The sequence below is a fragment of the Proteus cibi genome, from assembly GCF_003144405.1.
Taxonomy (GTDB): domain Bacteria; phylum Pseudomonadota; class Gammaproteobacteria; order Enterobacterales; family Enterobacteriaceae; genus Proteus; species Proteus cibi.
Map to the genome: position 1 here is coordinate 102761 of NZ_PENW01000016.1, position 24288 is coordinate 127048.

Below are 24288 nucleotides of genomic sequence, written 5' to 3' on the forward strand. Positions count from 1 at the left end.
ATTAGCTGTATTTAATCATTTGATTAACATCTTTATATAAATAAATATATATCGATTAATTAAGTATTTTGATGTTATCAGTAACATTTTTTAAGTCTGATTATTTGTTTCTATCTATATGATTTTGCTCGTTCAATAGTCACTTTTATTGATGCTTACTTATCCTTTCTAGAAGCTATAATTATCTAACACCCCATTAACCCAGTTTGCTAAACAAAAAATTAAAATATGTTTAGCTTTTCGTTATTTTTAATTTTTTAAAAAAGTCAAAATATGATTAATAAATGTGCTTTTTTGTAACTTAGATCACAATTAAATGCCCTTTGATGGCGTTTCTATTGCTATCTTGAATTGATTTTTATTTAATCTAACCATTAGCTAAACCGGTTTAGTTTTTTGCAATTAAACTAAATACTCGCTACGTAAATAAAAAAGAATGACAGAGGCTATGATGAATATTGAAAAAGTTGCTCACCAGCTAGTGCCTTTATTAGGTGGTGCTGAAAACATCGCCAGTGCAGCACATTGCGCTACGCGCTTAAGACTTGTTCTTGTTGATGACGCCAAAGCAGACAAAGAAGCAATAAACAAATTAGAGGGGGTAAAAGGGTGTTTTAGTAATGCAGGGCAAATTCAGGTTATCTTTGGTACTGGGTTAGTCAATAAAGTGCATGCGGCATTTATTGCGGCGGCGGGCATTGGTGAATCAAGTAAATCTGAAGCAGCCAATATTGCAGCTAAAAAACTCAATCCATTTCAACGCATAGCAAGACTCCTTTCTAATATTTTCGTGCCTATTATTCCTGCCATTGTGGCTTCCGGTCTATTAATGGGATTATTGGGATTAATGAAAACTAACCAGTGGGTCAGTCCTGATAATGCACTCTATATCATGCTTGATATGTGTAGTTCTGCGGCATTTATTATTTTGCCCATTCTTATTGGTTTTACTGCGGCAAAAGAATTTGGTGGAAATCCTTATCTTGGCGCGACATTAGGCGGAATTTTAACGCATCCCGCATTAACTAATGCGTGGGGCGTTGCGGCTGGCTTTAATACCATGAATTTTTTTGGGTTAGAAGTCGCTATGATCGGTTATCAAGGAACCGTGTTCCCAGTATTACTGGCGGTTTGGTTTATGAGTGTACTGGAAAAACAATTACGTAAAGTTGTTCCTAATGCTCTTGATTTAATTATCACACCATTTTTAACGGTAATTATTTCAGGTTTTGTTGCGTTATTAGTGATTGGACCTGTCGGTCGTCTTTTGGGTGATGGTATTTCATTAATACTAAGTACGTTAATTACGCAGGCAGGCTGGATTGCAGGACTTATTTTTGGTGGGCTCTATTCTGTTATTGTTATTACGGGAATTCATCATAGTTTTCATGCGGTTGAAGCGGGTCTATTAGGTAATCCTAATATTGGGGTTAATTTCTTATTACCTATATGGGCAATGGCTAATATTGCGCAAGGAGGTGCCTGTATTGCCGTTTGGTTTAAAACCAATGATGCGAAAATTAAAGCGATTACCATCCCATCGGGTTTCTCCGCGATGTTAGGAATTACAGAAGCGGCAATTTTCGGGATTAATTTACGTTATGGAAAACCCTTTATTGCTGCATTGATTGGCGGTGCCGCGGGAGGCGCTTGGGTTGTGGGCTCCCATGTTTATATGACAGCCGTAGGTCTTACTGCTATTCCAGGTATTGCAATTGTACAAGCAGGTTCAATAATTAATTATGTTATTGGTTTAGCGATTGCATTCTTAACGGCTTTTGTTCTTTCTCTTTTATTGAAATATAAAGTGGAGTCCGCATAAATGACAAAAAGCGAAGGGTTATCTGCAATTTTACAAGCTGTTATGCGTAATAGTGCTAATGCCACTAAAGATAAATATTATCCACATTGGCATTTAGCGCCAGTAACCGGATTATTAAATGATCCCAACGGGTTTTGTTTTGATGGTGAATATTATCATCTATTTTATCAGTGGAACCCTTTGTCTTGTGAGCATAAAAATAAATGTTGGGGGCACTGGCGCTCAAAGGATCTTATTACGTGGCAACATCAACCTATTGCGTTATTGCCTGATGAATTTTATGACAAAGATGGCTGTTATTCTGGTAGTGCAGTGATCCATCAAGGACAATTAACGCTCTGTTATACTGGCAATGTAAAATTTAAAGATGGATCTCGTACGGCTTGGCAATGTTTAGCCGTAGAAAATAAGCAGGGAGGTTTTGATAAGTTAGGGCCTGTTTTAGGGCTTCCAGATGGTTACAGTGGTCATGTTCGTGATCCGAAAATCTGGCAATATAACGATTTATGGTACATGGTGTTAGGGGCTCAAACGCAAGATAAACAGGGGAAGGTTTTACTCTATCGCGCTTCTCACTTATACCAATGGCAATTAGTCGGCGAGTTAGCCGGAAGCCATTTAGGGGGCTTACATGATGCGGGTTATATGTGGGAATGCCCAGACTTCTTCGAGCTCGATGGACATTTTATTTTATTAACGTGCCCTCAAGGAATCAAAAAACAGCAACAGCGATTTTTAAATTCACATCCTAGTGCTTATTTAATAGGAAGCTTTGATTATTCAACCTTACCATTCCAACATGGCGATTTAATTGAGCTTGATGCCGGTTTTGAATTTTATGCGCCTCAAACAACAGTAGCCAATGGCAGGCGTCTATTATTTGGTTGGATGGGGGTTCCTGATGGCGAGGAAATGTATCAACCAACCATTGCAAATGGTTGGATACATCAAATGACATGCCCTCGTGAATTGCACATAAAAGAAAATAAGCTTTATCAACAACCCGTAAAAGAATTACAACAACTCAGACAAAAGCCCGTATATTGGCAAGGTTTGGCCGATGATGCACCAGACATTCACGGATTTTCGTTTGAATTTGAAGTCGAGTTATTTGGCTCTCTGGCTATTCATTTTTCTGATAATCTTGCTTTACTCATTGAAAATAACCAAGCTGTGTTAAAACGCCGTAGTGTTAAAAACGGGGAATGGCAATCACGTTTCTGGTCTGGCGATATAAAACATCTTCAAATATTATGTGATCATTCTAGTGTGGAAATTTTCTTTAATCACGGTGCAGGTGTGATGAGTAGTCGCTTTTTCCCTTCAGAAAAACAGACAATCTGTTTCTTGGGGAAAGACACGATAAACCTCACGAGTTGGCAATTAAAGTATGCATCACTTAGTTAAAGACGACTCTATAAACGATAAAACAGTTTACGTTCAGCTAACGTGACATTAAGTAGAATAACAGTGAAAAAACAAAAACGTATCACGATCACCGATATTGCAAAATTAGCCGGCGTTTCAAAAACAACCGCAAGTTTGGTGCTAAATGGTCGAGGTAAAGAGATGCGCGTTGCGGATGATACTATTGCGCGTATTACCTCTATTGCTCAACAATATCAGTATCAACCTAATATTCATGCGCGCTCTTTACGTGATAACCGTAGTTATGCATTGGGATTAGTGATCCCTGATATTACTAACTATGGTTTTGCTTCCGTAGCTTATGAGCTAGAAATATTATGTAGAGAAGCGGGTATTCAGTTACTTATTTCCTGTACGGATGAAAATGCCGCTCAAGAAGCGCTGGTGATAGAGCATCTATTATCACGACAAATAGAGGGTTTGATTGTCGCGTCATGTTTACAAAGTGATGTTGAGTATCAGCGTTTAAGTCAACAAATTCCCGTCGTGTTGTTCGACCGTTATTTTGAAGGAACAACTCTGCCTTTTGTTGTCACAGATTCAACAACCGCGACACAGCAACTTATTGCTGAGATAGCTTCAACAAAAGGTATTGATGAGTTTTACTTTTTAGGTGGACAATCAACGCTTTCACCGACTAGCGATCGCCTTTTGGGTTTCACGCAAGGGCTATCACAAGCAAATATCAATTTGAAATCAGAGTGGATCATTCATGGGCATTACCACCCAAGTTCCGGCTATGAAATGTTTGGCTCTTTGTGTGCTTCTTTAGGGCGCGCGCCTAAGTTCTTTTTTACTTCTGCCTGTGGTTTATTAGAGGGGGTATTACGCTATTTAAGCCAAAATAAACATCTGCAAAATGAGGTCTATTTAGCGGGTTTTGATGATCACTATCTTTATGATTCATTATCAATACCAATAGATACTATTGCTCAAAATAACCCAGAGTTAGCCTCACACTGTTTTCGACTGATTATGGGATTAATTAACCAGACAAATTTAGGATCACATCAACTATTTGTTCCAGCAAAGATTCATCAACGGCATGAGTAAGGTTAAGTAATTTCAGGAAATCATCAGTATCGTGTTGATGATACAAGCGGAATATTTACATCAACCTTTTTCACGTTATACCGATGAAGGTTTTTAATAGCAATTTTATACAATCCCATTTATCTTTACTGACTGATAATCATTCTCCATAGAATTAATGAATTAGAAGTGAAGACAGGTAAATGGAAAAAATTAAAAATAATAATGAAGATAGGCAAGTCATGCGTGCTTTTTGCCTTGGTGCTTTGCATGTTTTGCCTTTATGCCTTGCAGTTATCCCTTGGGGAATATTAGCAGGATCAATGGCCGTTGATGCAGGGTTAACCTTTGCACAAAGTGTCGGAATGTCTGCAATTATATTTGCAGGAGCTGCACAACTCGTCACGCTGGGATTAGTGGTTTCTGGCGCAGGAATGCTGACCATTATTGTTTCTGTTTTTTTTATTACAGCACAACATCTTTTATATGGATTGACCTTACGTCCTCATGTAGCCCACTTAAAATGGTATCAACGTATTACGATAGGGTTTTTATTAACAGATGAGCTTTTTGCCGTATCAGCCCAACCTAAAGTAAAACTAACACCCGCTTATATGATAGGTGCGGGATTATGTTTTTATTTAGCTTGGGTGGCGGTCAGTATTGTTGGCATTATTATGGCAAGCCAAGTTTCTGATCTATCCCGTTATCATCTTGATTTTTCTATTGTCGCCACATTATTGGCAATTGTTATTCCGTTAATAAAAACATTTAGCACATTAGTGGGTGTTATTGTCTCTTTTTGTCTTTCAATTATTTTCAGTTGGTTGAATATAGAAGGTGGCGTCGTAATTGGTGGGTTAACCGGCATGTTTATTGCTGTTTGTGTTGCTAGAGTAAGAGGGGAACAGAAATGACATGGTCGTTATTATTCATTTTGGCACTCGTCATCTTCCTGTTGCGTTATTTCTTTCTTGAACCGGCGATCCCCGTCAAATTACCGTCAGTGATCAGGCAAGCATTAGGATATTCTGCGCCTTGTTTATTAACCGCTATTTGTGCGCCAATTGTACTGTTAGAAAAAGGCGACTTTAAAGGTATTTTAGATAATCCCTACTTATGGGGAACCTTATTATGTATAGGATTAGCGCTTAAAATACGTAATACTTTAGTGGTGGTTTTACTGACATTAGTGGGCTTTTATCTGCTTAATGCTTTGTTAAACTAAATACCAAAGTGATTTTATTTAACATGATATTTACATTTTAAAACTATCATCACTGTAATGATCTAAGTTATTATTTTATCAGCCGTCTTTGAACGGCTGATTCTACCTCTCTTTTCTTGATCCCCATTCTTTATTCGACTCGTTTCACCTCTCATTTTTAGCGTATGCCAATTGATGTTGTGTTAAAAAAATGTGATCTAAATTGCTTCGATTTGGTTTTGCTTTTGCTTTTGGTTTTTTGTTTTGAATGCCATCGCAGAATCACTGACCTAATCTCCTTATTCTCGTTATCAATGATACGGAGGCACTTTGTATGTTTTCAGAAGAACGGCGACAGGAAATTTACACCATCATCAGGGAACAAAAGAAAGTTAAAGTGGCTCAGCTTGCGGAAAAATTCAGTGTCACATTGGAAACTATTCGCAGTGATTTGAAATACCTTGAAGGAGAAGGGCTGATCAAACGTTGTCATGGTGGCGCCATACTAGGGAAACAAGAAATTAAAAAAATAAGTAAATTTAGTGATAGCTTTGATATTTCATGTTTATTGCACGATTTATTAATCGTAAGAGAACGTAAAGATAGAAAACCAGAAGGCAAAGTCTGCGTACTTGGGTCATTTGTGGTAGATATTATTGCCAATGTCGATTCTTTTCCAAAAGTCGGTGAGCTAATTAACGCTAAAAGCAATTCGATAGGTCCCGGTGGTAAAGGAACAAATCAGGCAATGGCTGCCAGTTTTTCGGATGCGAAAGTGCATTTAATAACGAAAGTCGGTGAAGATCATTTTAGTAAATATGCTTATAAATATTTACAAGAAAGTGGCATTGATTCTTTCACTATTTTTCAAACAGAAATAGAGCCGACAGGCAGTTCAATCAGTTATTTAGCAGATAAAACACAAAACAATATTACAGCAACTTATTTAGGGGCAAACAATACATTTTCAGATCAAGAGATTGATATTTCTCTGCCTTATATAAGTGAAGCAGATGTGCTGTTGCTCCAAGGTGAAATTAATATAGAAGCCAATATTAAAGCGACACTGTTTGCAAAATCGGTTAATAAAACAGTAGTGCTTAATGTTGCGCCTTATAACGAAAACCTAAAGCAGCTTTATTCAAATCTTGATTTTATTACCTTAAATGCGAATCAAGCATCACATTGGGCTGATATTGAAATAAATAATATTAATGACGCTAAACAGGCTATTGGCGTTATCTCAGGTGATGAAAACAAGAAAGTCATTATTTATATGGATAAGCTAGGTGTGGTCTATTTTGATGGCCGAGCCACTTTTCATATTCCGCCTATGCCCTCGTTACGAGTGGATACGATGGCAGCCACGGATGCTTTTAATGGCGCATTTGCTTCAAAAATAGCGGCAGGAGGCACGATGCATGAGAGTGTATTATTTGCCAGTGCTTTCCTTTCTGCATTTATAGAACAAAAAGGCGTAACAGCAATGCCTGTACTTTCTCAAGTTCAGGCTCGCCTTAAATCAAGACTCGAAGATATTCGACCACAAATAATCTGCAATGAGAAAAGGTGCATATAATGAAAAAAACACTTCTGGCATTTACCCTATGCAGTTCCATTTTTACACTTCCGGCTTTTGCTCAATACCCTGAAAAGCCGATCACTATTGTTGTTCCTTGGGCTGCTGGCGGTAATACTGATACCGTTGCACGTCTAGCGGCTAAAGGGCTACAAGAAGAATTAGGCGTGACCGTGAACGTGGTAAATAAAACCGGCGGCAGTGGTGTTGTTGGTCATGATGCCATTAAAAATGCAAAACCCGATGGTTACACACTGGGTATTGCAACGGTTGAAATTACCATGATGCATCATCAAGGAATGACAAATTTAACCTATCAAGATTATACCCCGATCACACGCCTTGCTGTTATTTATGGTGGATTACAAGTTGGAAAATCTTCACCATTTAAAAATGCCCAGGAAATTATTGATTACGCAAAAGCAAATCCGGGTAAATTAAAAGCGTCCGGTAGTGGGTTAAATTCAATCTGGCATCTCAATACTATTGGGATGTTGCGTGCTGCGGGATTGCCTGATAACGCCATTCGCTTTATTCCTTCTCAAGGTGCAAGTGCTGCATTACAGGAGCTTGCTTCTGGTGGGGTTGATATTGTGACCTCTTCATTAGGCGAGGCGGACAGTATGGTAAAAGCGGGATTAGTAAAGCATATGGCAATTATGTCCAATGAGAAATCGGCTTTTTATCCGGATGTCCCATTATTTAAAGAAGCCACACCTTATAACTGGGATTTGCAAGCATGGAATATGTTAGTTGCGCCCAAAGGGTTAGATAAAGAAGTCCAAGATAAACTCACTGCCGCAATGAAAAAAGTCTACGCCTCTGGTGAATTAGCCGAGTTTGCCAATAAACAAGGATTTGAAGTTATCGAACTATATGGCGATGATGCCACCCAATTTATGGCCAATGAAGATAAAAAGTTTGGCGACATTATAAAGAAATAACTGAGGAAACGGCTGAACCACAGCCGTTTTTATGCCTATGCTAAATCGTCATATTCTATCGATAATATTTTGTTGCTTTGGTTTATTCCTTATTGTTTATAGTGCGTATTCATTAGGTGATTTTAGTGAATATGGTGCCGCATTTATGCCTTCTATTATTGGCGGTGGCATGATTATATTTTCACTAATAGATATATTTTCCCGCAATCAAGAAAGTGATATTCCATTAGTTTCATGGCATGAAATAAAATTTGTTTTATTAATCATTGGCATTATTCTTTTTTATGTTTTCGCATCAGATTATCTAGGTTTTATTTTAACGGGCTTAATTATTACAGCACCATTAATGATGAAATATGCGACAACAAAACCTATATATAGTTTTATTATTTCAGCCAGTGTGGTGTTAGGAGTGTATTACTTATTTACCGCTGTACTGTTAGTACCGCTACCTCAGCTATTTTCATAAATAGAGAACAACAGTATGGATATATTAATTAGCGCACTTGCTTATATTGATTACACAACAATACTTGTCGTGATTGGTGCTTGTTTATTTGGTCTATTTGTTGGGGCAATTCCCGGATTAACATCAACAATGGCTATCGCATTAATGGTGCCATTTACTTTTTTCCTTGATCCCATTCCTGCATTAGCCTTAATGATTTCTGTTGGTGCATCTTCTATATTTGCGGGTGATATTCCTGGTGCTTTACTAAATATTCCAGGTACGCCAGCATCGGCGGCTTATACTAATGATGCACACAGCTTGGTTAAAGAGGGTAAAACAAACCGTGTATTAGGTATGTCGTTAACAAGCTCTGTGATTGGTGGTGTTATTGGTACGATTATATTAGCGTCAACCGCGCCAATTTTAGCTGAGTTTGCTTTAAAATTTAGCTCTTATGAATATATGTGGCTCTCTTTGATTGGGCTTAGTTGTGCAACTATAGTCTCAGGTTCACATATTCGAAAAAGCTTATTAGCACTGTTCTTTGGTATTGCATTAGCGACCATTGGTTATGATGAATTTACAGGGCAAGCACGTTTTACTTTCGGTGAAGTTTCTCTAATGCAAGGAGTAAGCTTTATTCCTGCAATGATCGGATTATTTGCAATTTCGGGGGCAATTAAATATTACGTTGAGCGCTGGAAAGAAAAACAAATCACGCTAAGTGAAGTGAATGCGGAAAATAATTCGTACAATATTTTTAAAGGGATTGGCGGTGTTGTTCGACAACGTAAAGGTGGTATTTTTCGTAGTGGAATAATCGGAACATTAATTGGGGCTTTACCCGGTGCGGGTGCCGATATTGCAGCATGGATCTCTTATGCGGTTTCAAAGAAGCTTTCTAAAAAACCAGAAAAATATGGTCATGGCTCTGAAGAAGGTATTGTTGATGCTTCAGCGAGTAATAATGCAAGCTTAGCCGGAAGTTGGATACCATCTTTAGTATTTGGTATTCCGGGCGATTCTGCGGCTGCAATTATTATCGGTGTATTGTATATGAAAGATATGCAACCAGGACCAACGTTGTTTTTATTCAATCCTGATAAATTGTATGCTGTCTTTATTATTTTCTTTATCGCTAATCTAATTTTATTACCGATTGCTTTTATCGTGGTTAATTTATTGAAAAAGATCGTTGCTATTGATAATGCGATTATTTATCCAGCAATTATCTTATTTAGTCTCGTAGGCTCTTATGCAATCACAAATACGATGTCTTCTATTATTGTTATGTTAGTTATGGGAGTTATCGGCTATTTCCTTCAAGAACGAAAATTCCCAATATCACCTATTATTTTGGGGATGATCTTAGGGCCAATGTTAGAAAAGAATTTACTCTCATCATTAATGAAAGCGGATGGTCATTTGATTAACTTTGTTAATAGACCTATTTCAATGGTATTAGCGAGTGTATTTTTATTTATTGTGGTTATGCAAATTAGAGGTGCGTTAAAAGCTAAATAAATAACTTATTTAATACTAAATATTTATAACTAAGCATTTATTAATAGAGAGATACTTTTTAAGTATCAGGGAAAATGCGTCTTAAATAAAATGAGTTTATTTAAAACGTCGAAATCAGCAGATAAATAAAAATATCGGGTGATCACATGAAAAAAATATTAAATAAGCCAGAAAATTATGTCGATGAAACATTAGCAGGTTTATGCCTTGCTCATGGTGATATTTATCGTCAACCACAGCCAAGATTGATTACTCGTTCGAAAAAAGCAAACAAACCCAAAGTGGGGATTGTAACGGGAGGCGGATCGGGTCACTTACCGGTATTTACAGGATATGTCGGTGAGGGCTTATTAGATGCGGCGGCTGTAGGCGATGTTTTTGCTTCACCTTCCGCAGATTTAATGGCAGATGCCATTCGTGAAGCAAACAGTGGCTTAGGTGTATTGCTACTTTATGGTAATTACGGTGGCGATATCATGAATTTTGATATGGCGACTGAAACGGTTGATTTTGAAGATGATATTCGTTGTACAACGGTTTTAGCCGCTGACGATGTCGCGTCAGCAAAACCAGAAGAAGCGCACAAACGCCGTGGTGTTGCTGGGATGATCTATGGTTTTAAAATGGCAGGTGCTAAAGCCGAAGAAGGGGCAACGCTCGATGAAGTCACACGTATTGCTCAAAAAACCATGGAAAATACCCGAACTATTGGTTGTGCGTTGACATCTTGCACCTTACCCGCAGTAGGACATCCTACTTTTGAAATTGGTGAAGATGAAATGGAAATGGGAATGGGTATCCACGGTGAACCCGGAATTTGGCGTGATAAATTACGTAGTGCAGATGAGATTGCACAAGAGATGTTTGAGCGCTTACAAACAGAATTATCATTAAAAACAGGTGATAAAGTCTCTGTATTAGTTAACTCTTTAGGCGCAACGCCATTAGAAGAGCTTTATATTCTGTACAACAAAATCGTACAGTTGATTGATAAAACGGGCGCGACAATTGTGCATCCATTAATCGGTCGTTATGCCACCTCCATGGAAATGACGGGGGCAAGTTTAACATTGTGCAAATTGGATGATGAGCTAGAAGCTTTGATGAATGCACCGGCTCATTGCGCATTCTGGAGGGTATAGCGATGAATATTACGCTTGAAATACTCAAACAAGCGGTGAGCCGTGTTGCTATCGCTTGCGAGCAATCTCAACCTATGTTGTGTGAAGCAGATAGTCGTCTAGGTGATGGAGATTTAGGGATCACCATGCAAAAAGGCTGGCGACAAATTGCAGACGATTCACAAGATTGGCCTGATGATCTCAGCAAAGCACTTTTTCAATGCAGTAAATCATTACAAAAAGCCTGTGCGTCTTCTTTTGGTACATTGCAAGCAACCGCTTTTATGGCAATGGCAAAATACTGCAAAGAAAACCAACTTCAAGAAATATCCTCTTCCGATATTTCACCGCTATTAACTGTTGCATACCAAAGCATGATGGCGAGGGGAAAAGGGGAATTAGGGCAAAAATCTGTACTCGATATTCTTTACCATTTATCTGAAGCACTAAAACCAACGTTAGCTATCGATAATCTAAAGGCAGTCGCCTTACAGAGTATCGATAGTACGCTTAATGAATTTCGCCAAAAACCTAATTTATTAGGTCGAGCTCGTATGTTCCCAGAGAAATCTATTGGTTTAGATGATCCGGGTATGTTGGCAATTAAAGTTATTGTAGAAGCAATCTGATTTAATAAAGGTCTTTATATGAAAAAATTATTTGGCGTTACAGTGGCAATGGTTACCCCGTTTGACGCAAAGGATCAAGTCGATATTAAAGCGTTATCGGCATTAACTGAGATGTTAGTAACCCAAGGCGTTGATTGCCTTTACCCTTGTGGGACAACGGGTGAGATGTTGCGTTTATCTGCATTAGAACGTAAAAATGTTGCAAAAACCGTTGTTGAAACAGCGAATAAACGTTTACCTGTTTTTATTCATGTTGGCGCCATGACATTACATGAAACCATTGAATTAGCTAAACATGCAGTTGAAATTGGTGCTGATGGTATTGGTGTCGTGACGCCACAATTTTTTGGTGCGACAGACAGAGAATTAGAAAACTATTTTGTGACAGTGGCAAAAAGTGTGCCGGATAATTTCCCTGTTTATCTGTATAACATTCCACAATGTGCAGCAAATAATATCAAACCTGCATTAGCGGCAAAAATACAACAACAGTGTAAAAATGTCATTGGTATTAAATACAGTTTTGCTGATAACAATACAACATTAAGTTATCTTGCCGTTGCAGAGGGTTTTTCTGTCCTTCATGGCTACGATAAATTATTCCTTGGTTTATTAGATGCAGGTTGTGACGGTACGGTTTCTGGTTGTGCTTGCGTATTTCCTGAGCCATTCGTGAATATGTATAAAGCCTATATTGCAGGTAATTACCAAGAAGCAAAACAGTGGCAACAATTTTGTGTGAAATTTAGTGATGCACTGAAATCTGGTGCGAATATGGCAATATTTAAATCGGCATTAACCATGCGTGGTTTAGACGGCGGTCATATGCGTTTGCCACAACTCGATTTATTGCCTGAAGAAAACCAACAATTAAAAGAAAATCTGACTCAATTATGTAAAGAAGCGGGTATCACTTTTTCACTTAATTAAAAAAGAGTTAAACAAACATTCCCGTTATTTTAGTTGATTGGTTGTATGTTGGTTCTTTTAAGCAGTATAGGTTTTTCTATACTGCTTTTTTTTTCATATTAGAACATGCGTAAGATGCCATGGCTCATTGCGCTAAAAAGTGACCATATTGCGCGATATCGACATTACCACCGCTGATAATAATACCAATCTTCTTGCCTTTTAATTTATCACCAAATTGACGAGCTGCCGCTAAACTTAAACACCCCGTTGGCTCTACAATTATTTTCATTCGTTGGGCATAAAACTGCATAGCCGAAATTAATTCTTCATCTGTTGCCGTTAAAATATCGTTCACATTGTTACGAATGATCTCAAAAGTATAATGACCTAGATGCTGAGTTTGTGCGCCGTCTGCAATTGTTTTCGGCGTATCAATATGAATGATTGTGCCTTTGCGTAATGATTGTTGCCCGTCATTTCCAGCTGCAGGCTCAACGCCAAATATTTTACAATGAGGTGAGAGGGCTTTGGTTGATAATAAAGCGCCAGAAAGCAAGCCGCCACCCCCTAAGGGAACAAATAGCATATCTAATTCACCAACTTCATCAAATAGCTCTTTTGCAGCGGTACCTTGCCCAGCAATAATATGCGGGTGATCGTAAGGTGGAATTAATGTTAGGCCTTCTTTTTGAGCCAGTTGTTGCCCAATTTTTTCACGATCTTCTGTATAACGGTTATACGTGATCACGCGACCACCATAGCCTTTTGTCGCTTCCATTTTTGCCTTTGGTGCATCTTCAGGCATGATAATTGTTGCAGGAATACCTAATAGCTTTGCCGATAAAGCGATTGCTTGTGCATGATTACCTGATGAGAAGGTTACGACACCATTTTTACGTTGTTCTTCGGTGAATTGAGATAACGCATTCATCGCACCACGAAATTTAAATGCCCCCATTCGCTGAAAGTTTTCACATTTAAAATAAAACTGTGCCTCTGTTAGCTCATTAATAGTGCGAGAGGTTAAAACAGGTGTTTTATTAAGATATGGCAGAATACGCTGATGAGCTTCAGCGACATCTTTATAAGTAGGAGTAGGTAACTTATTCATAGATTATTCCTTGATAACAACGGCTTCAATTTCAATTTTGCTCCCAAAGTGAAGCTCTTTTACACCTGCGACTAATCTTGCTGGTTTATGTTCACCAATCCATTTTGCATATAACTTATTAACGATATGCCATTCATTAATATCTGTCACATAGACTTTAACTTGAGCTATATCGGTTTTCTTTGCTTTTATTCCGATAAGGCAAGCCTCTAAATTTTCAAGCACTTGTGTAATTTGGATTTCAACAGGTTTGTCTGCTAAAGGTTTACCTTGTTTATCTAAGGGTAATAATCCAGAAATAAACGACATATTATTTGCAGTAACAACATGAGAGTAATGCCCACCAGGTAAAGAGAGTGCTTCAATATTTTGTTGGATAAGATGTGAGGTCATTGTGGTTTCCTATTTCACTTAAGTTAGATAAAATGTACACTTATTTATACATAACGTCTAACTTTAGATCAATAGTTTATTTTTCTCAATACGCGTGAGTAAGTGTAGGATGAAAAAAGATTTTCTTGTTTTTTATAATATTAAAATGCCATTTCACTCAGTCTTGAACGATAAAAGCAAAAACCGCGCAATAAAGCGCGGTTACTGTTCTATCCTTAGAAATTTAGCTTAGTTTTTACAATGTAATCGCAGAAGCTTTCCAAATTCGTTGCATATATTCTGTTACCGCACGATCTGCAGAAAAATAGCCCATTTGGCAGATATTTAACGCCGATTTTTTCAACCAAGCCTCTTCATCTTGATAAAGAACATCAACGCTATCTTGAGTATCAACATAACTGCGATAATCGGCTAATACCTGATAATGATCGCCAAACTCAATTAAGCTATCGAAAATTGATTTGTACTTATCAGGAGTTGATGGGTTAAAGAAACCATTAGCGATTTGATTAAGTACAGTATGTAACTCAATATCTTCATCGTAATAACGACGAGGAGAATAACGCTGTCTTAATTCTGCCACTTCTTGCGCATTGTGACCAAAGATAAACATATTATCGAAACCAACATGTTCACCAATTTCAATATTAGCACCATCGAGTGTACCGATAGTTAATGCACCATTTAGGGCAAATTTCATATTTCCTGTACCAGAAGCTTCTGTTCCTGCTAATGATATTTGCTCAGATAAATCTGCCGCTGGGATAATATGTTGCGCTAAACTTACACCGTAATTAGGAATAAAGATCACTTTTAGTTTATCTTTAATACGCTCGTCATTATTAATCTTACTTGCAATATCATTGATAAAATTGATAATTTTCTTCGCATTATAATAGGCTGATGCCGCTTTACCGCCAAAAATAAATACGCGAGGTACCCAGTTTTTCTCTGGATTTTCTAAAATGCGATTATAACGAGTGATAATACCTAACACATTAAGAAGTTGACGTTTATATTCATGAATACGTTTGATTTGCACATCAAATAGTGCATCAGGATTAACATCAATATTTAACTCTTCCTTGATGATCTGCGCAAGATTTTGCTTATTGAGGCGTTTTGAATCTCTTAATTGGTACAAGAAATTTTTATCTTTTATCAATGGCATTAATTCACCCAATTGCTCTAAATTAGTTCGCCAATTTGTACCAATATGGCTATCAATTGTTTTAGAGAGAGGAGGGTTTGCTAACGCTAACCAACGGCGTGGTGTGATCCCATTTGTTATATTGCAAAATTTCTTAGGATAGATCATCGCAAAATCAACAAATAAAGATTGCACCATTAATTGGCTATGAAGTTCAGAAACACCATTAACTTGATGACTGATAATAACCGCTAACCATGCCATACGAACATTACGACCATTATCTTCATCGATAATCGAAACACGACGTAATAATTCGTTATCGTTAGGAAATTGCGCGCTAACTTGTTTTAGAAATTTGTCATTGATTTGGAAAATAATTTGTAAATGGCGAGGAAGTGAACGTCCTAGCATATCAACAGGCCAAGTCTCTAATGCTTCACTCATTAATGTATGGTTGGTGTATGAGAATATACAAATAGCTTGTTCCCATGCTTCATCCCAGTTAAATCCATGATTATCAATCAGCTGACGCATTAGTTCAGGAATAGCAAGAACAGGGTGAGTATCATTAAGATGTATGGCAATAAAATCTTTTAAATTATCAAAGCGTTGATGCAGATGATAATGACGTTGCAATATATCTTGAACAGAAGCACTCACTAAGAAATATTCTTGCTGTAAACGCAACATTTTACCTGACGCGGTTGAATCGTCAGGGTAGAGAATACGAGAGATATTTTCAGAGCGATCTTTTGCTTCTGTTGCCTCTAGATATTCACCTTTATTAAATTTACCTAAGTTAAACGCAACGTTTGATTTGGCTGACCACAAACGAATGGTATCTGCTGCTTGCGTGTTATAACCTGGAACAATAGAGTCGTAAGGCTGTGCCATAACATTAAAGGTATCAACCCAATAACTTTTCTCACCTTCTTGCTGTAAACGTCCGCCAAAATCTACTTCAAATTGCAGATCATGACGAGGAAATTCCCAAGGATTGCCTTTTTCAAGCCAGTTATCTGCAACTTCATATTGTTCGCCATTTTGAATTTGTTGGCGGAACATGCCGTATTCATAACGAATGCCATAACCTGTAACGGGATAACCTAGCGTGGCACAAGAATCAAGAAAGCAAGCTGCCAAACGACCTAAACCACCATTACCTAAACCGGGATCGGGCTCAAGTTCGATTTGTTTTTCAAGATCAAGACCTAACTCTTGTAATGCCTCTTTGACTTCGTGATAAACACCTAAGGAGAGCATGGCGTTTGTTAAAAAACGCCCCATGAGAAACTCCATCGAAATGTAATAAACCTGTTTTACTTTCGGTGAAAGCTCTGCTTTGGTTGATATTAACCAACGTTCAACTAAACGGTCCCTAATGGCATAAGATGTGGCATTTAACCAATCAGTTGGTGTTGCATATTTGGGTGATGTACCAACGATAAACATTAGCTTGTAAACAATAGAACGCTTTAATGATTCAATATCCTTATTGGGTGATAGATAATCAAATTCACATAAGTTTTTCATTATAAATCTCTTTTTGTTATCCATTGATTTAAATAGACTTCATATCTATAAATGTTGATACAGTGTCGCATACGTTTTTGCCGCGGTTTCCCAACTAAAAATAGTTTGATTCATGCCATCTGTTTGAACTTGTTGCCACTGTTTAGGCATACTCCATAAGGTAAAGGCACGATTTATAGCCTGACGCAGAGAGTCCGATGTTGCTTCATAGAAAACAAACCCCGTAGCTTGGTGGTGCGCTAAATTTTCTAATGAACAATCATTCACCGTATCGGCTAATCCACCCGTGTGTCTCACTAAAGGCAGAGCTCCATATTTCAAGCCATATAACTGAGTTAACCCACAAGGTTCAAAACGACTAGGCACCATAATCACATCGGCACCCGCAACAACTTGGTGTGAAAAACTTTCGTCATAGCCAATATGAACCGCTACATTTTGCGGATACTGTTGTTGTGCATGTAAAAATGCGGTTTCAAGGTGGCTATCGCCCGTGCCTAATAAAACAAACTGACCACCTTGTTCAACGATGTCAGGGAGCGTTTCAATCACTAAATCAAGTCCTTTTTGCGAAGTTAAACGACTGACAGCTGCAAAAAGAGGGGGGTTATTATTGACAGGTAAACCACATTTTTTCTGTAATGCTGTTTTGTTTTCTAAACGTTTATTCAGGTTTTTGACATCATAACGACGCGTAATTAAGCGATCTGTTGCAGGCGCCCAAACTACTTCATCAATACCATTTAATATGCCACTTAATCGCTGTTCATCAGCGCGTTGACGTAACAACCCCTCTAAACCGTAACCAAACTCGTGAGTCGTTATCTCTTTGGCATAAGTTGGGCTGACTGTCGTAATATGATTGGCATAAAATAGACCCGCTTTTAGAAATGAAATTTGTCCGTAATATTCCAATCCATTAATTGAAAAACAGTCATCAGGTAATTCAAGTTGATGCAGATGATAAGGTGAAAACTCACCTTTATAAGCTAGGTTATGAACAGTAAAAACAGATTTTGCGGAGTATTGTTTAATCGCGAGGTAAGCACAAGCAAGTCCTGCATGCCAATCATGGGCGTGAACAATCTCCGCTCGCCATAAAGGATCTAACCCCGCAGATAACTCACTGGCTACCCAACCTAATAGGGCAAAACGAAAAACATTATCACTATAAGCATGTTGATGTTGATCGTGATAAGGGCTACCTGTACGTTGATAAAGATGAGGGGCATCAATAAGATAAATATCAACACCTTGGTATTGTCCGTAAAGCAGAGACACATTCCCTGCAAACGTATCAATATTAGTCACTAATTTAAGATCAGGAATATTATCTTTGATAGCAGGAAACGCAGGAATAACAACCCGTGCATCTAACCCTATTTTTTTCTGAGCTAAGGGCAAAGCGCCCATAACATCAGCTAGTCCCCCCGTTTTTAGCAAAGGGAATAATTCAGAACAACAATGAAGGACATTCACGAAACAGTCTCCTCATTTTGAGGTTTGTGTTCTGCCGTTGTTTCAGCGGGTTTTTCTTTACGTGCTAATTGCTCTAGCATTTCTCTTGTTACAAGCACAATACCTTCTTCCGTGCGATGGAAACGCATAGCATCTTCTTCTGCATTCATCCCAATAACGGTGCCTTCTGGAATTGTACAACTACGTTCAATAATACAGCGTTTTAAGTAGCAATGATGACTCACCGTTACATCAGGTAAAATCACAGAATCTTCAATATGGCAGAAAGATTCAACGCGAACTAATGGGAATAGAATAGATGAATAGAGTGTTGAACCATTGATAATACAGCCATCAGCAATCAGCGAGTTCATCATTTGTCCATGTTCACCATGGTTATCTTGAACAAACTTGGCTGGCGGTAAAGGTGTCATAAAGGTACGGATTGGCCAATCTTTCGCATACATATCAAGCTCTGGTGTTACAGAGGCTAAATCGAGGTTAGCAGCCCAATAGGCTTCAATGGTTCCTACATCGCGCCAGTAGGGGGGTACTGAAGGATCTGAACTGACACAAGAGAGTTCAAATGGATGAGCAAGAACGTCACCACGTTCCGTGATTTTAGGAATGATATCTTGACCAAAGTCATGGTGTGAATTTGGATCACGGCTATCTTCTTCTAATAAATCAAAGAGGTAATCTTTATCAACTACATAAATCCCCATACTGGCTAATGAGTGTTCAGGATCATCAGGAATACAAGGTGGGTTTGAGGGTTTTTCTAAGAAATTGAGCACTCTACGATTTTCATCGATATCCATAATACCAAATTGGAATGCATCTTCTTTAGGTACACGAATACAAGCCACGGTGAATTTTGATTTGTTTTCAACATGATCGAGCAATAAACGCGCATAGTTCATTTTATAAATATGGTCGCCAGCTAAAATCACGACATATTTTGCTTGGTAGCTACGAAGAATATCGAGGTTTTGATAGATAGCATCAGCGGTTCCCATATACCAATGTTCGGTATTACGACGTTGTTGAGCGGGTAATAAATCCACAAACTCATTCATATCTTCGTTGAAGAATGACCAACCTCGCTGAATATGTTGAACCAACGAGTGCGACTGATACTGGGTAATTACACCAATACGACGGATCCCTGAGTTAAGACAATTTGATAGCGTAAAATCAATAATTCGAAATTTCCCACCAAAGAAAACCGCCGGTTTTGCACGTTTTGAAGTCAATGCTTTTAAACGCGTACCACGACCTCCCGCTAAAACGAGTGCAATTGCCTCTTTAGGAAGTTGTTGTGCCAACATTAATTTTTGGCCTTGTTCTGTTGTCATCATAGTTATAGCACTCCAATCAAATTACTTAACTTGGGAGGAAATAATGGGTAATTTTTCAGTAGAAGACTGAGTATAAAAAACGCTATTTCGCCAAAGGGTGATACTGTTAGGTTGTATTTCACAATGCTGAGATTGTGTCGGGTGACAATCAGGCCAGCTAGCTGTATCAAGCAAGCAAAGCCAAGACCCTTCAGGTAAAGAAAAAACAGTGCTGTTTCTTAATGGGTTAAACATTAAGATCCATTGTTGCGCGAAAAGAAGTTGTAATGGTGAAGGGGGAAGTTGTTGCCAATCTTCATGACTCATAGATTGAGCATGTTGATTTAACCAAATAATATTTTGACTATCTTCCTCCCACCATTTAAGCGAGCTTAAAGGTGTAATTTGGTGACGTAATTCAATAAGGCGGCGAATGTAATCAGTTAAGTTGTAAGGCTGTTGAAACCATTTGATCCAACTGACTTTATTATCCTGACAATAAGCGTTGTTATTACCATATTGCGTGTTACCCACTTCATCACCGGCGAGTAAATGAGGTGTTCCTCTAGAAAGCAGTAAAGTTGCCAGCATATTCCTTGTTGCAAGCAATCTGTGTTGACTTATTTTTTCGTTAACTATCAAACCTTCTTCACCAAAATTCACACTATAATTGGTGTTATGTCCATCTAGGTTTGCTTCTCCATTCTCCTCATTATGTTTATTCTGATAACTCACTAAATCCCGTAGTGTGAAGCCGTCGTGGCTCGTTATCATATTGATACTAGAATAGGGCGGTCTGCCATTTTTATGATACAGTTTTGCAGAGCCCGTAATATTGTCTGCAAATGTCGCAATAGAAACATCACGCCATAACCAAAAACGACGAACAACATCACGATAGCCATCATTCCACTCTGTAAATGGAACAGGGAAATTACCGACTTGATAACCATCAGACCCTAAGTCCCAAGGCTCTGCGATAAGTTTAATACGGGACAGCAGTGGATCTTGCCGTATCGCTGTTAGTAGTGGTGATTGAGTATCAAAATACGGAACTCGACCAAGACTAGTTGCTAAATCAAAACGAAAACCATCAATATGAAACTCTGTCACCCAATAACGCAGGCAATCCATTACCCACTGCACCGTTTCAGGGCGACTTAAATTGAGTGTATTACCACAGCCCGTCCAGTTTTGAGCTTTGTTTTCGTCGTTTAGCCAATAATAACTTTGATTATCAATACCACGTTGCGAAACAATATAACCTTCGAATTGATCACTTAATTCCGCAGTATGGTTAAATACCACATCTAAAATCACCTCAATATTGGCTTTATGTAGGCATTTTACGGCTTCTCGAAATTCATCAATAATATTCCGACCCGAATTAGAATAATATTGAGTCGATAAAGCGAAAGGTGCTAATACGTTATAGCCCCAATAGTTTTTTAAACCAATTTTATGAAGATGTGGCTCTGTTAAATGATATTGAACAGGCAGTAATTCTAATGCTGTAATGCCTAGTTTTTTCAGATGTGAAATAAAAGCAGGATGACCTAATGCAGCATAAGTACCCTGTAAATTTTCGGGTATTTCAGGATGCAGTTTTGTCAGTCCTTTTACATGTCCTTCGTAAATAATGGTTTCTGACCACGGCGTATTTAAACGCTGATAAGTGCCTTTTTCTTTATAAGAATGGCAAAAGCAATTGCTATCATCTGTGATAACTGCTTTAGGCGTAATCGCACTATCATCATGCTCTAATACATTAAAAACAGGGGCGGTGTAAGGTAATGTATTATCAATAATACCTGTCACCTGTTTTGCATAAGGATCTAATAATAGTTGCTGAGGTTGATAGAACAATCCTTGGGCTGGGTTCCATTCGCCTTCTACACGATACCCATAATGTAAACCTGGTCCAGCACCGGGCAAATATCCATGCCAAATTGCGCCTGTTTTACCCGGTAATGAGTAGCGGATCTCTTTGCCTGCTTTATCAAACAGACAGAGAATGACTTTAGTGGCGTTTTCACTAAAGAGTGTAAAATTTACGCCATAGCCATCATAATGACTTCCCATAGGAAAAGGACGCCCATAATCTAAAGACATATTAATCCTTCAATCTTAAATACAGCGTCGCAAGCGGAGGCAGCGACAATGACAATGAATAAGGCTTGCCATTAAATGCACTTGCGGTTGTTTCTATTTCACCTAAGTTTCCTACGTTACTGCCGTTATAAAACGCAGAATCACTGTTGAGAATTTCCTGATAAGTCCCCGCTTTATTTACACCAACAACGTAATTGTGATGCACAACAGGAGTGAAATTACTGATAACAATGACTTCATTGTCTTGTGTATCTTTACGACAAAAAGCAAAAACAGAGTTATCGTGATCATCAACGGTAAGCCACTCAAAGCCTTCGCGCTCAAAATCACATTCATAAAGCGGAGCATTAGCTCGATAGGAAAGATTCAAATCTCGTACAAAGTGCTGAACACCTTGATGCGGGCTATTTGGCTCTTCAAGAAGATGCCAATCCAAGCTACTGTCGTGATCCCATTCACGCCATTGTGCAAATTCACATCCCATAAATAACAGTTTTTTGCCAGGATAAGCCCACATAAAGCCGAGATATGCACGTAAATTGGCAAATTTTTGCCAATCATCGCCCACCATGCGACCAATCAATGAACCTTTACCATGCACAAATTCATCGTGAGAAAGAGGCAGAACAAAGTTTTCGTTATAGGCATAGAGCATGCCAAAGGTCATTTGATTGTGGTGGAATTTACGGTAGATAGGATCACGTTGCATATAAGCTAACGTGTCATGCATCCACCCCATATTCCATTTATAATGAAAACCTAAACCTCCATCATCAGGCGGTAAAGTCACACTTGGGAAATCGGTAGATTCTTCTGCAATCGTGATCGTTCCGGGACAAGTTACCCCCAGTAATTTGTTGGTATGACGAATAAAATCAATCGCCTCTAAATTCTCACGTCCACCGTGTTTATTTGGCAGCCATTCGCCTTCTTTTCTGCTGTAATCACGATAAAGCATTGAGGCAACAGCATCGAAACGAAAACCATCTAGCGCAAAATGTTCATGCCAATACAACAAATTACCAGAAAGGTAATTCAGCACTTCATTGCGCCCATAGTTATAAATCAAGGTATTCCAATCTGGATGAAAACCTTCACGTCTATCTGCATATTCATAGAGTGATGTGCCATCAAAATTACGTAAACCGTAATCATCTTCAGGGAAATGACCAGGAACCCAATCTAAGATGACGTTAATTTCTGCTTGATGTGCCGCTTCAATAAAGTCACGGAAATCCATCGGAGAGCCAAAACGACGAGTTGGGGAATATAACCCTAATGGTTGATATCCCCATGAGCCATCAAAAGGATGTTCATTTATAGGGAGCAACTCAATATGAGTAAAACCCATCTCTTTAACATATGGAATTAACTGTTCAGCTAATTCACGATAGCTTAGCCAGCTTTGATCGTCAGTATGTCTACGCCATGAACCTAAATGAACTTCATAAATAGATATAGGTGCATTGCGTTGATTCGCTTGCTGACGCGATAATGGCATGGGGCTGATTGGGGGTAATGTATTGATAATTGAGGCATTTTCAGGGCGTATTTGTGTTTCAAAAGCATAAGGATCAGCTTTTAACCGACGCTCTCCATTCGCATCCAGAATAGAATATTTATAGCAATCGCCAAGATGGGCTTGGGGAAGGAAAAGCTCCCATATTCCACTTTCACGACGTAATCGCATGGGAAAACGTCGCTCATCCCAGAATGAAAAATCACCGACAACACTCACGCTTTTTGCGTTAGGTGCCCATACCGCAAAAGTAATCCCCTCAATATCACCCAATTTTGCAGGGTGTGCGCCTAAACATTGATAAGGGCGGGAGTGATGTCCTTGCGCTAAAAACCAAATATCCATCTCTTGCAATAAAATGCCAAATTGATAGGGATCATCAACGACACCCTGTGCATTTTCCCACGTGACATCTAAACAATAACTAAAACGACGTTTACGTCGAGGAATAGCACCACAGAAAAAACCACTAGAATGTTTGCGTTCTAGAGTTGCTACTTTTCGACCATTTTTTCTATCAATGACACTGACTGCAACGGCATCTGGCAAAAAAGCACGAACTTCTAAACCAGCCGATGTTTCATGCATACCAAGAAGTGCAAAAGGATCAGACTCATACCCATTAATTAGTTTTTCTATTGCTTTTTTTGTCACAGCTACAGACATCTCATCGTCCTTCGTTGTTAGCAAATAAATTAATAAATTTTATATATAAATATCAGCATAGAACGTCAACTTAAGTTAAACAATAAGTGTTTATAACAGATTATTTAAAATCAAAATAATTAACATAGGTTAATACACCTATTTTTTAGATTTAATATATTGAATTTAAACTATATTTATGGGTGAGCAGAGAAAGATCGCGAATTATAAAAACAGCACGATTAGCGTTTTTACCTATTCATAAAAAGAAATTTATTATTAGATATTTTTAATTAAATGATAGTAGGGAAAGTTTTAAAAAGTGTGATTAATAGGGTGGAAATTGCCATTTTTATGAAAAATAGTCACTTATTT

19 protein-coding genes are annotated in these 24288 nt (G+C 38.3%); 12 read left to right on the forward strand and 7 right to left on the reverse strand.

Translation table 11 applies throughout. The features are described 5' to 3' along the window. Nucleotides 1-451: 451 nt before the first annotated feature. The 12 genes from DK865_RS09470 (at nucleotide 452) to DK865_RS09525 (ending at nucleotide 12667) form a co-directional block, all read left to right on the forward strand. Nucleotides 452-1822, forward strand: a complete 1371-nt coding sequence (locus tag DK865_RS09470) for a sucrose-specific PTS transporter subunit IIBC (protein WP_036913040.1) — start codon at nucleotides 452-454, stop codon at nucleotides 1820-1822. Continuing rightward, complete coding sequence (locus tag DK865_RS09475; RefSeq protein ID WP_109391758.1) at nucleotides 1823-3229, forward strand: glycoside hydrolase family 32 protein; 1407 nt, start codon at nucleotides 1823-1825, stop codon at nucleotides 3227-3229. Between the two features lie 63 nt (nucleotides 3230-3292). Beyond that, nucleotides 3293-4303, forward strand: a complete 1011-nt coding sequence (locus tag DK865_RS09480; RefSeq protein WP_036913043.1) for a LacI family DNA-binding transcriptional regulator — start codon at nucleotides 3293-3295, stop codon at nucleotides 4301-4303. 182 nt (nucleotides 4304-4485) lie between these two features. Continuing rightward, nucleotides 4486-5199, forward strand: a complete 714-nt coding sequence (locus DK865_RS09485; protein ID WP_023582158.1) for an AzlC family ABC transporter permease — start codon at nucleotides 4486-4488, stop codon at nucleotides 5197-5199. After that, nucleotides 5196-5510, forward strand: coding sequence for an AzlD domain-containing protein (locus DK865_RS09490; protein ID WP_109391759.1), 315 nt, complete (start codon nucleotides 5196-5198; stop codon nucleotides 5508-5510). The genes DK865_RS09485 and DK865_RS09490 overlap by 4 nt, the downstream gene beginning before the upstream one ends. Before the next feature lie 313 nt (nucleotides 5511-5823). Then, nucleotides 5824-7068, forward strand: a complete 1245-nt coding sequence (locus DK865_RS09495; protein ID WP_023582160.1) for a PfkB family carbohydrate kinase — start codon at nucleotides 5824-5826, stop codon at nucleotides 7066-7068. Then, nucleotides 7068-8012, forward strand: coding sequence for a tripartite tricarboxylate transporter substrate binding protein (locus DK865_RS09500; RefSeq protein ID WP_023582161.1), 945 nt, complete (start codon nucleotides 7068-7070; stop codon nucleotides 8010-8012). The genes DK865_RS09495 and DK865_RS09500 overlap by 1 nt, the downstream gene beginning before the upstream one ends. Before the next feature lie 31 nt (nucleotides 8013-8043). Next, nucleotides 8044-8481, forward strand: coding sequence for a tripartite tricarboxylate transporter TctB family protein (locus DK865_RS09505; RefSeq protein ID WP_023582162.1), 438 nt, complete (start codon nucleotides 8044-8046; stop codon nucleotides 8479-8481). Between the two features lie 15 nt (nucleotides 8482-8496). Next, nucleotides 8497-9987, forward strand: coding sequence for a tripartite tricarboxylate transporter permease (locus DK865_RS09510; RefSeq protein ID WP_109391760.1), 1491 nt, complete (start codon nucleotides 8497-8499; stop codon nucleotides 9985-9987). A 146-nt stretch (nucleotides 9988-10133) separates the two neighbouring features. Then, the gene (locus tag DK865_RS09515; RefSeq protein WP_023582164.1) at nucleotides 10134-11129 is read left to right on the forward strand and encodes a dihydroxyacetone kinase subunit DhaK; all 996 of its coding nucleotides are present in this window, start codon (nucleotides 10134-10136) and stop codon (nucleotides 11127-11129) included. A 2-nt stretch (nucleotides 11130-11131) separates the two neighbouring features. Beyond that, complete coding sequence (locus DK865_RS09520; RefSeq protein ID WP_228407750.1) at nucleotides 11132-11737, forward strand: dihydroxyacetone kinase subunit L; 606 nt, start codon at nucleotides 11132-11134, stop codon at nucleotides 11735-11737. 18 nt (nucleotides 11738-11755) lie between these two features. Continuing rightward, nucleotides 11756-12667: a dihydrodipicolinate synthase family protein gene (locus tag DK865_RS09525; RefSeq protein WP_109391761.1), complete on the forward strand. Its 912-nt coding sequence runs from the start codon at nucleotides 11756-11758 to the stop codon at nucleotides 12665-12667. A gap of 124 nt (nucleotides 12668-12791) precedes the next feature. On the opposite strand, the gene DK865_RS09530 is transcribed toward DK865_RS09525, so the two are convergent. The 7 genes from DK865_RS09530 to glgB form a co-directional block, all read right to left on the reverse strand. Next, on the reverse strand, nucleotides 12792-13760 hold the full coding sequence (locus DK865_RS09530; RefSeq protein WP_109391762.1) for a threo-3-hydroxy-L-aspartate ammonia-lyase: 969 nt from the start codon (nucleotides 13758-13760) through the stop codon (nucleotides 12792-12794). Nucleotides 13761-13763: 3 nt separating this feature from the next. After that, nucleotides 13764-14153 (reverse strand): RidA family protein, encoded by a 390-nt coding sequence (locus DK865_RS09535; RefSeq protein ID WP_109391763.1) that lies wholly within the window; start codon nucleotides 14151-14153, stop codon nucleotides 13764-13766. Nucleotides 14154-14388: 235 nt separating this feature from the next. Further along, entirely contained in the window at nucleotides 14389-16839 is a 2451-nt protein-coding gene (gene glgP, locus DK865_RS09540; RefSeq protein WP_109391764.1) for a glycogen/starch/alpha-glucan family phosphorylase, read from the reverse strand. A 45-nt stretch (nucleotides 16840-16884) separates the two neighbouring features. Beyond that, complete coding sequence (gene glgA / locus DK865_RS09545) at nucleotides 16885-18318, reverse strand: glycogen synthase GlgA (protein ID WP_109391765.1); 1434 nt, start codon at nucleotides 18316-18318, stop codon at nucleotides 16885-16887. After that, nucleotides 18315-19658, reverse strand: coding sequence for a glucose-1-phosphate adenylyltransferase (gene glgC / locus DK865_RS09550; protein WP_023582170.1), 1344 nt, complete (start codon nucleotides 19656-19658; stop codon nucleotides 18315-18317). The genes glgA and glgC overlap by 4 nt, the downstream gene beginning before the upstream one ends. A 21-nt stretch (nucleotides 19659-19679) precedes the next feature. Next, on the reverse strand, nucleotides 19680-21749 hold the full coding sequence (glgX, locus tag DK865_RS09555; RefSeq protein ID WP_109391766.1) for a glycogen debranching protein GlgX: 2070 nt from the start codon (nucleotides 21747-21749) through the stop codon (nucleotides 19680-19682). A gap of 1 nt (nucleotide 21750) precedes the next feature. Continuing rightward, the gene (gene glgB / locus DK865_RS09560) at nucleotides 21751-23934 is read right to left on the reverse strand and encodes a 1,4-alpha-glucan branching protein GlgB (RefSeq protein ID WP_109391767.1); all 2184 of its coding nucleotides are present in this window, start codon (nucleotides 23932-23934) and stop codon (nucleotides 21751-21753) included. Between the last annotated feature and the right edge of the window lie 354 nt (nucleotides 23935-24288).

What these genes read in the sequence shown, in the direction of transcription:
- DK865_RS09475 (WP_109391758.1), top strand. Translation starts at nt 1,823, where the DNA reads ATGACAAAAAGCGAAGGGTTATCTGCAATTTTACAAGCTGTTATGCGT.
- DK865_RS09490 (WP_109391759.1), top strand. Translation starts at nt 5,196, where the DNA reads ATGACATGGTCGTTATTATTCATTTTGGCACTCGTCATCTTCCTGTTG.
- DK865_RS09520 (WP_228407750.1), top strand. Translation starts at nt 11,132, where the DNA reads ATGAATATTACGCTTGAAATACTCAAACAAGCGGTGAGCCGTGTTGCT.
- DK865_RS09530 (WP_109391762.1), bottom strand. Translation starts at nt 13,760, where the DNA reads ATGAATAAGTTACCTACTCCTACTTATAAAGATGTCGCTGAAGCTCAT.
- DK865_RS09515 (WP_023582164.1), top strand. Translation starts at nt 10,134, where the DNA reads ATGAAAAAAATATTAAATAAGCCAGAAAATTATGTCGATGAAACATTA.
- glgC (WP_023582170.1), bottom strand. Translation starts at nt 19,658, where the DNA reads ATGATGACAACAGAACAAGGCCAAAAATTAATGTTGGCACAACAACTT.
- DK865_RS09495 (WP_023582160.1), top strand. Translation starts at nt 5,824, where the DNA reads ATGTTTTCAGAAGAACGGCGACAGGAAATTTACACCATCATCAGGGAA.
- glgX (WP_109391766.1), bottom strand. Translation starts at nt 21,749, where the DNA reads ATGTCTTTAGATTATGGGCGTCCTTTTCCTATGGGAAGTCATTATGAT.
- DK865_RS09505 (WP_023582162.1), top strand. Translation starts at nt 8,044, where the DNA reads ATGCCTATGCTAAATCGTCATATTCTATCGATAATATTTTGTTGCTTT.
- DK865_RS09485 (WP_023582158.1), top strand. Translation starts at nt 4,486, where the DNA reads ATGGAAAAAATTAAAAATAATAATGAAGATAGGCAAGTCATGCGTGCT.
- DK865_RS09470 (WP_036913040.1), top strand. Translation starts at nt 452, where the DNA reads ATGAATATTGAAAAAGTTGCTCACCAGCTAGTGCCTTTATTAGGTGGT.
- DK865_RS09500 (WP_023582161.1), top strand. Translation starts at nt 7,068, where the DNA reads ATGAAAAAAACACTTCTGGCATTTACCCTATGCAGTTCCATTTTTACA.
- glgB (WP_109391767.1), bottom strand. Translation starts at nt 23,934, where the DNA reads ATGTCTGTAGCTGTGACAAAAAAAGCAATAGAAAAACTAATTAATGGG.
- DK865_RS09525 (WP_109391761.1), top strand. Translation starts at nt 11,756, where the DNA reads ATGAAAAAATTATTTGGCGTTACAGTGGCAATGGTTACCCCGTTTGAC.
- glgP (WP_109391764.1), bottom strand. Translation starts at nt 16,839, where the DNA reads ATGAAAAACTTATGTGAATTTGATTATCTATCACCCAATAAGGATATT.
- DK865_RS09535 (WP_109391763.1), bottom strand. Translation starts at nt 14,153, where the DNA reads ATGACCTCACATCTTATCCAACAAAATATTGAAGCACTCTCTTTACCT.
- DK865_RS09510 (WP_109391760.1), top strand. Translation starts at nt 8,497, where the DNA reads ATGGATATATTAATTAGCGCACTTGCTTATATTGATTACACAACAATA.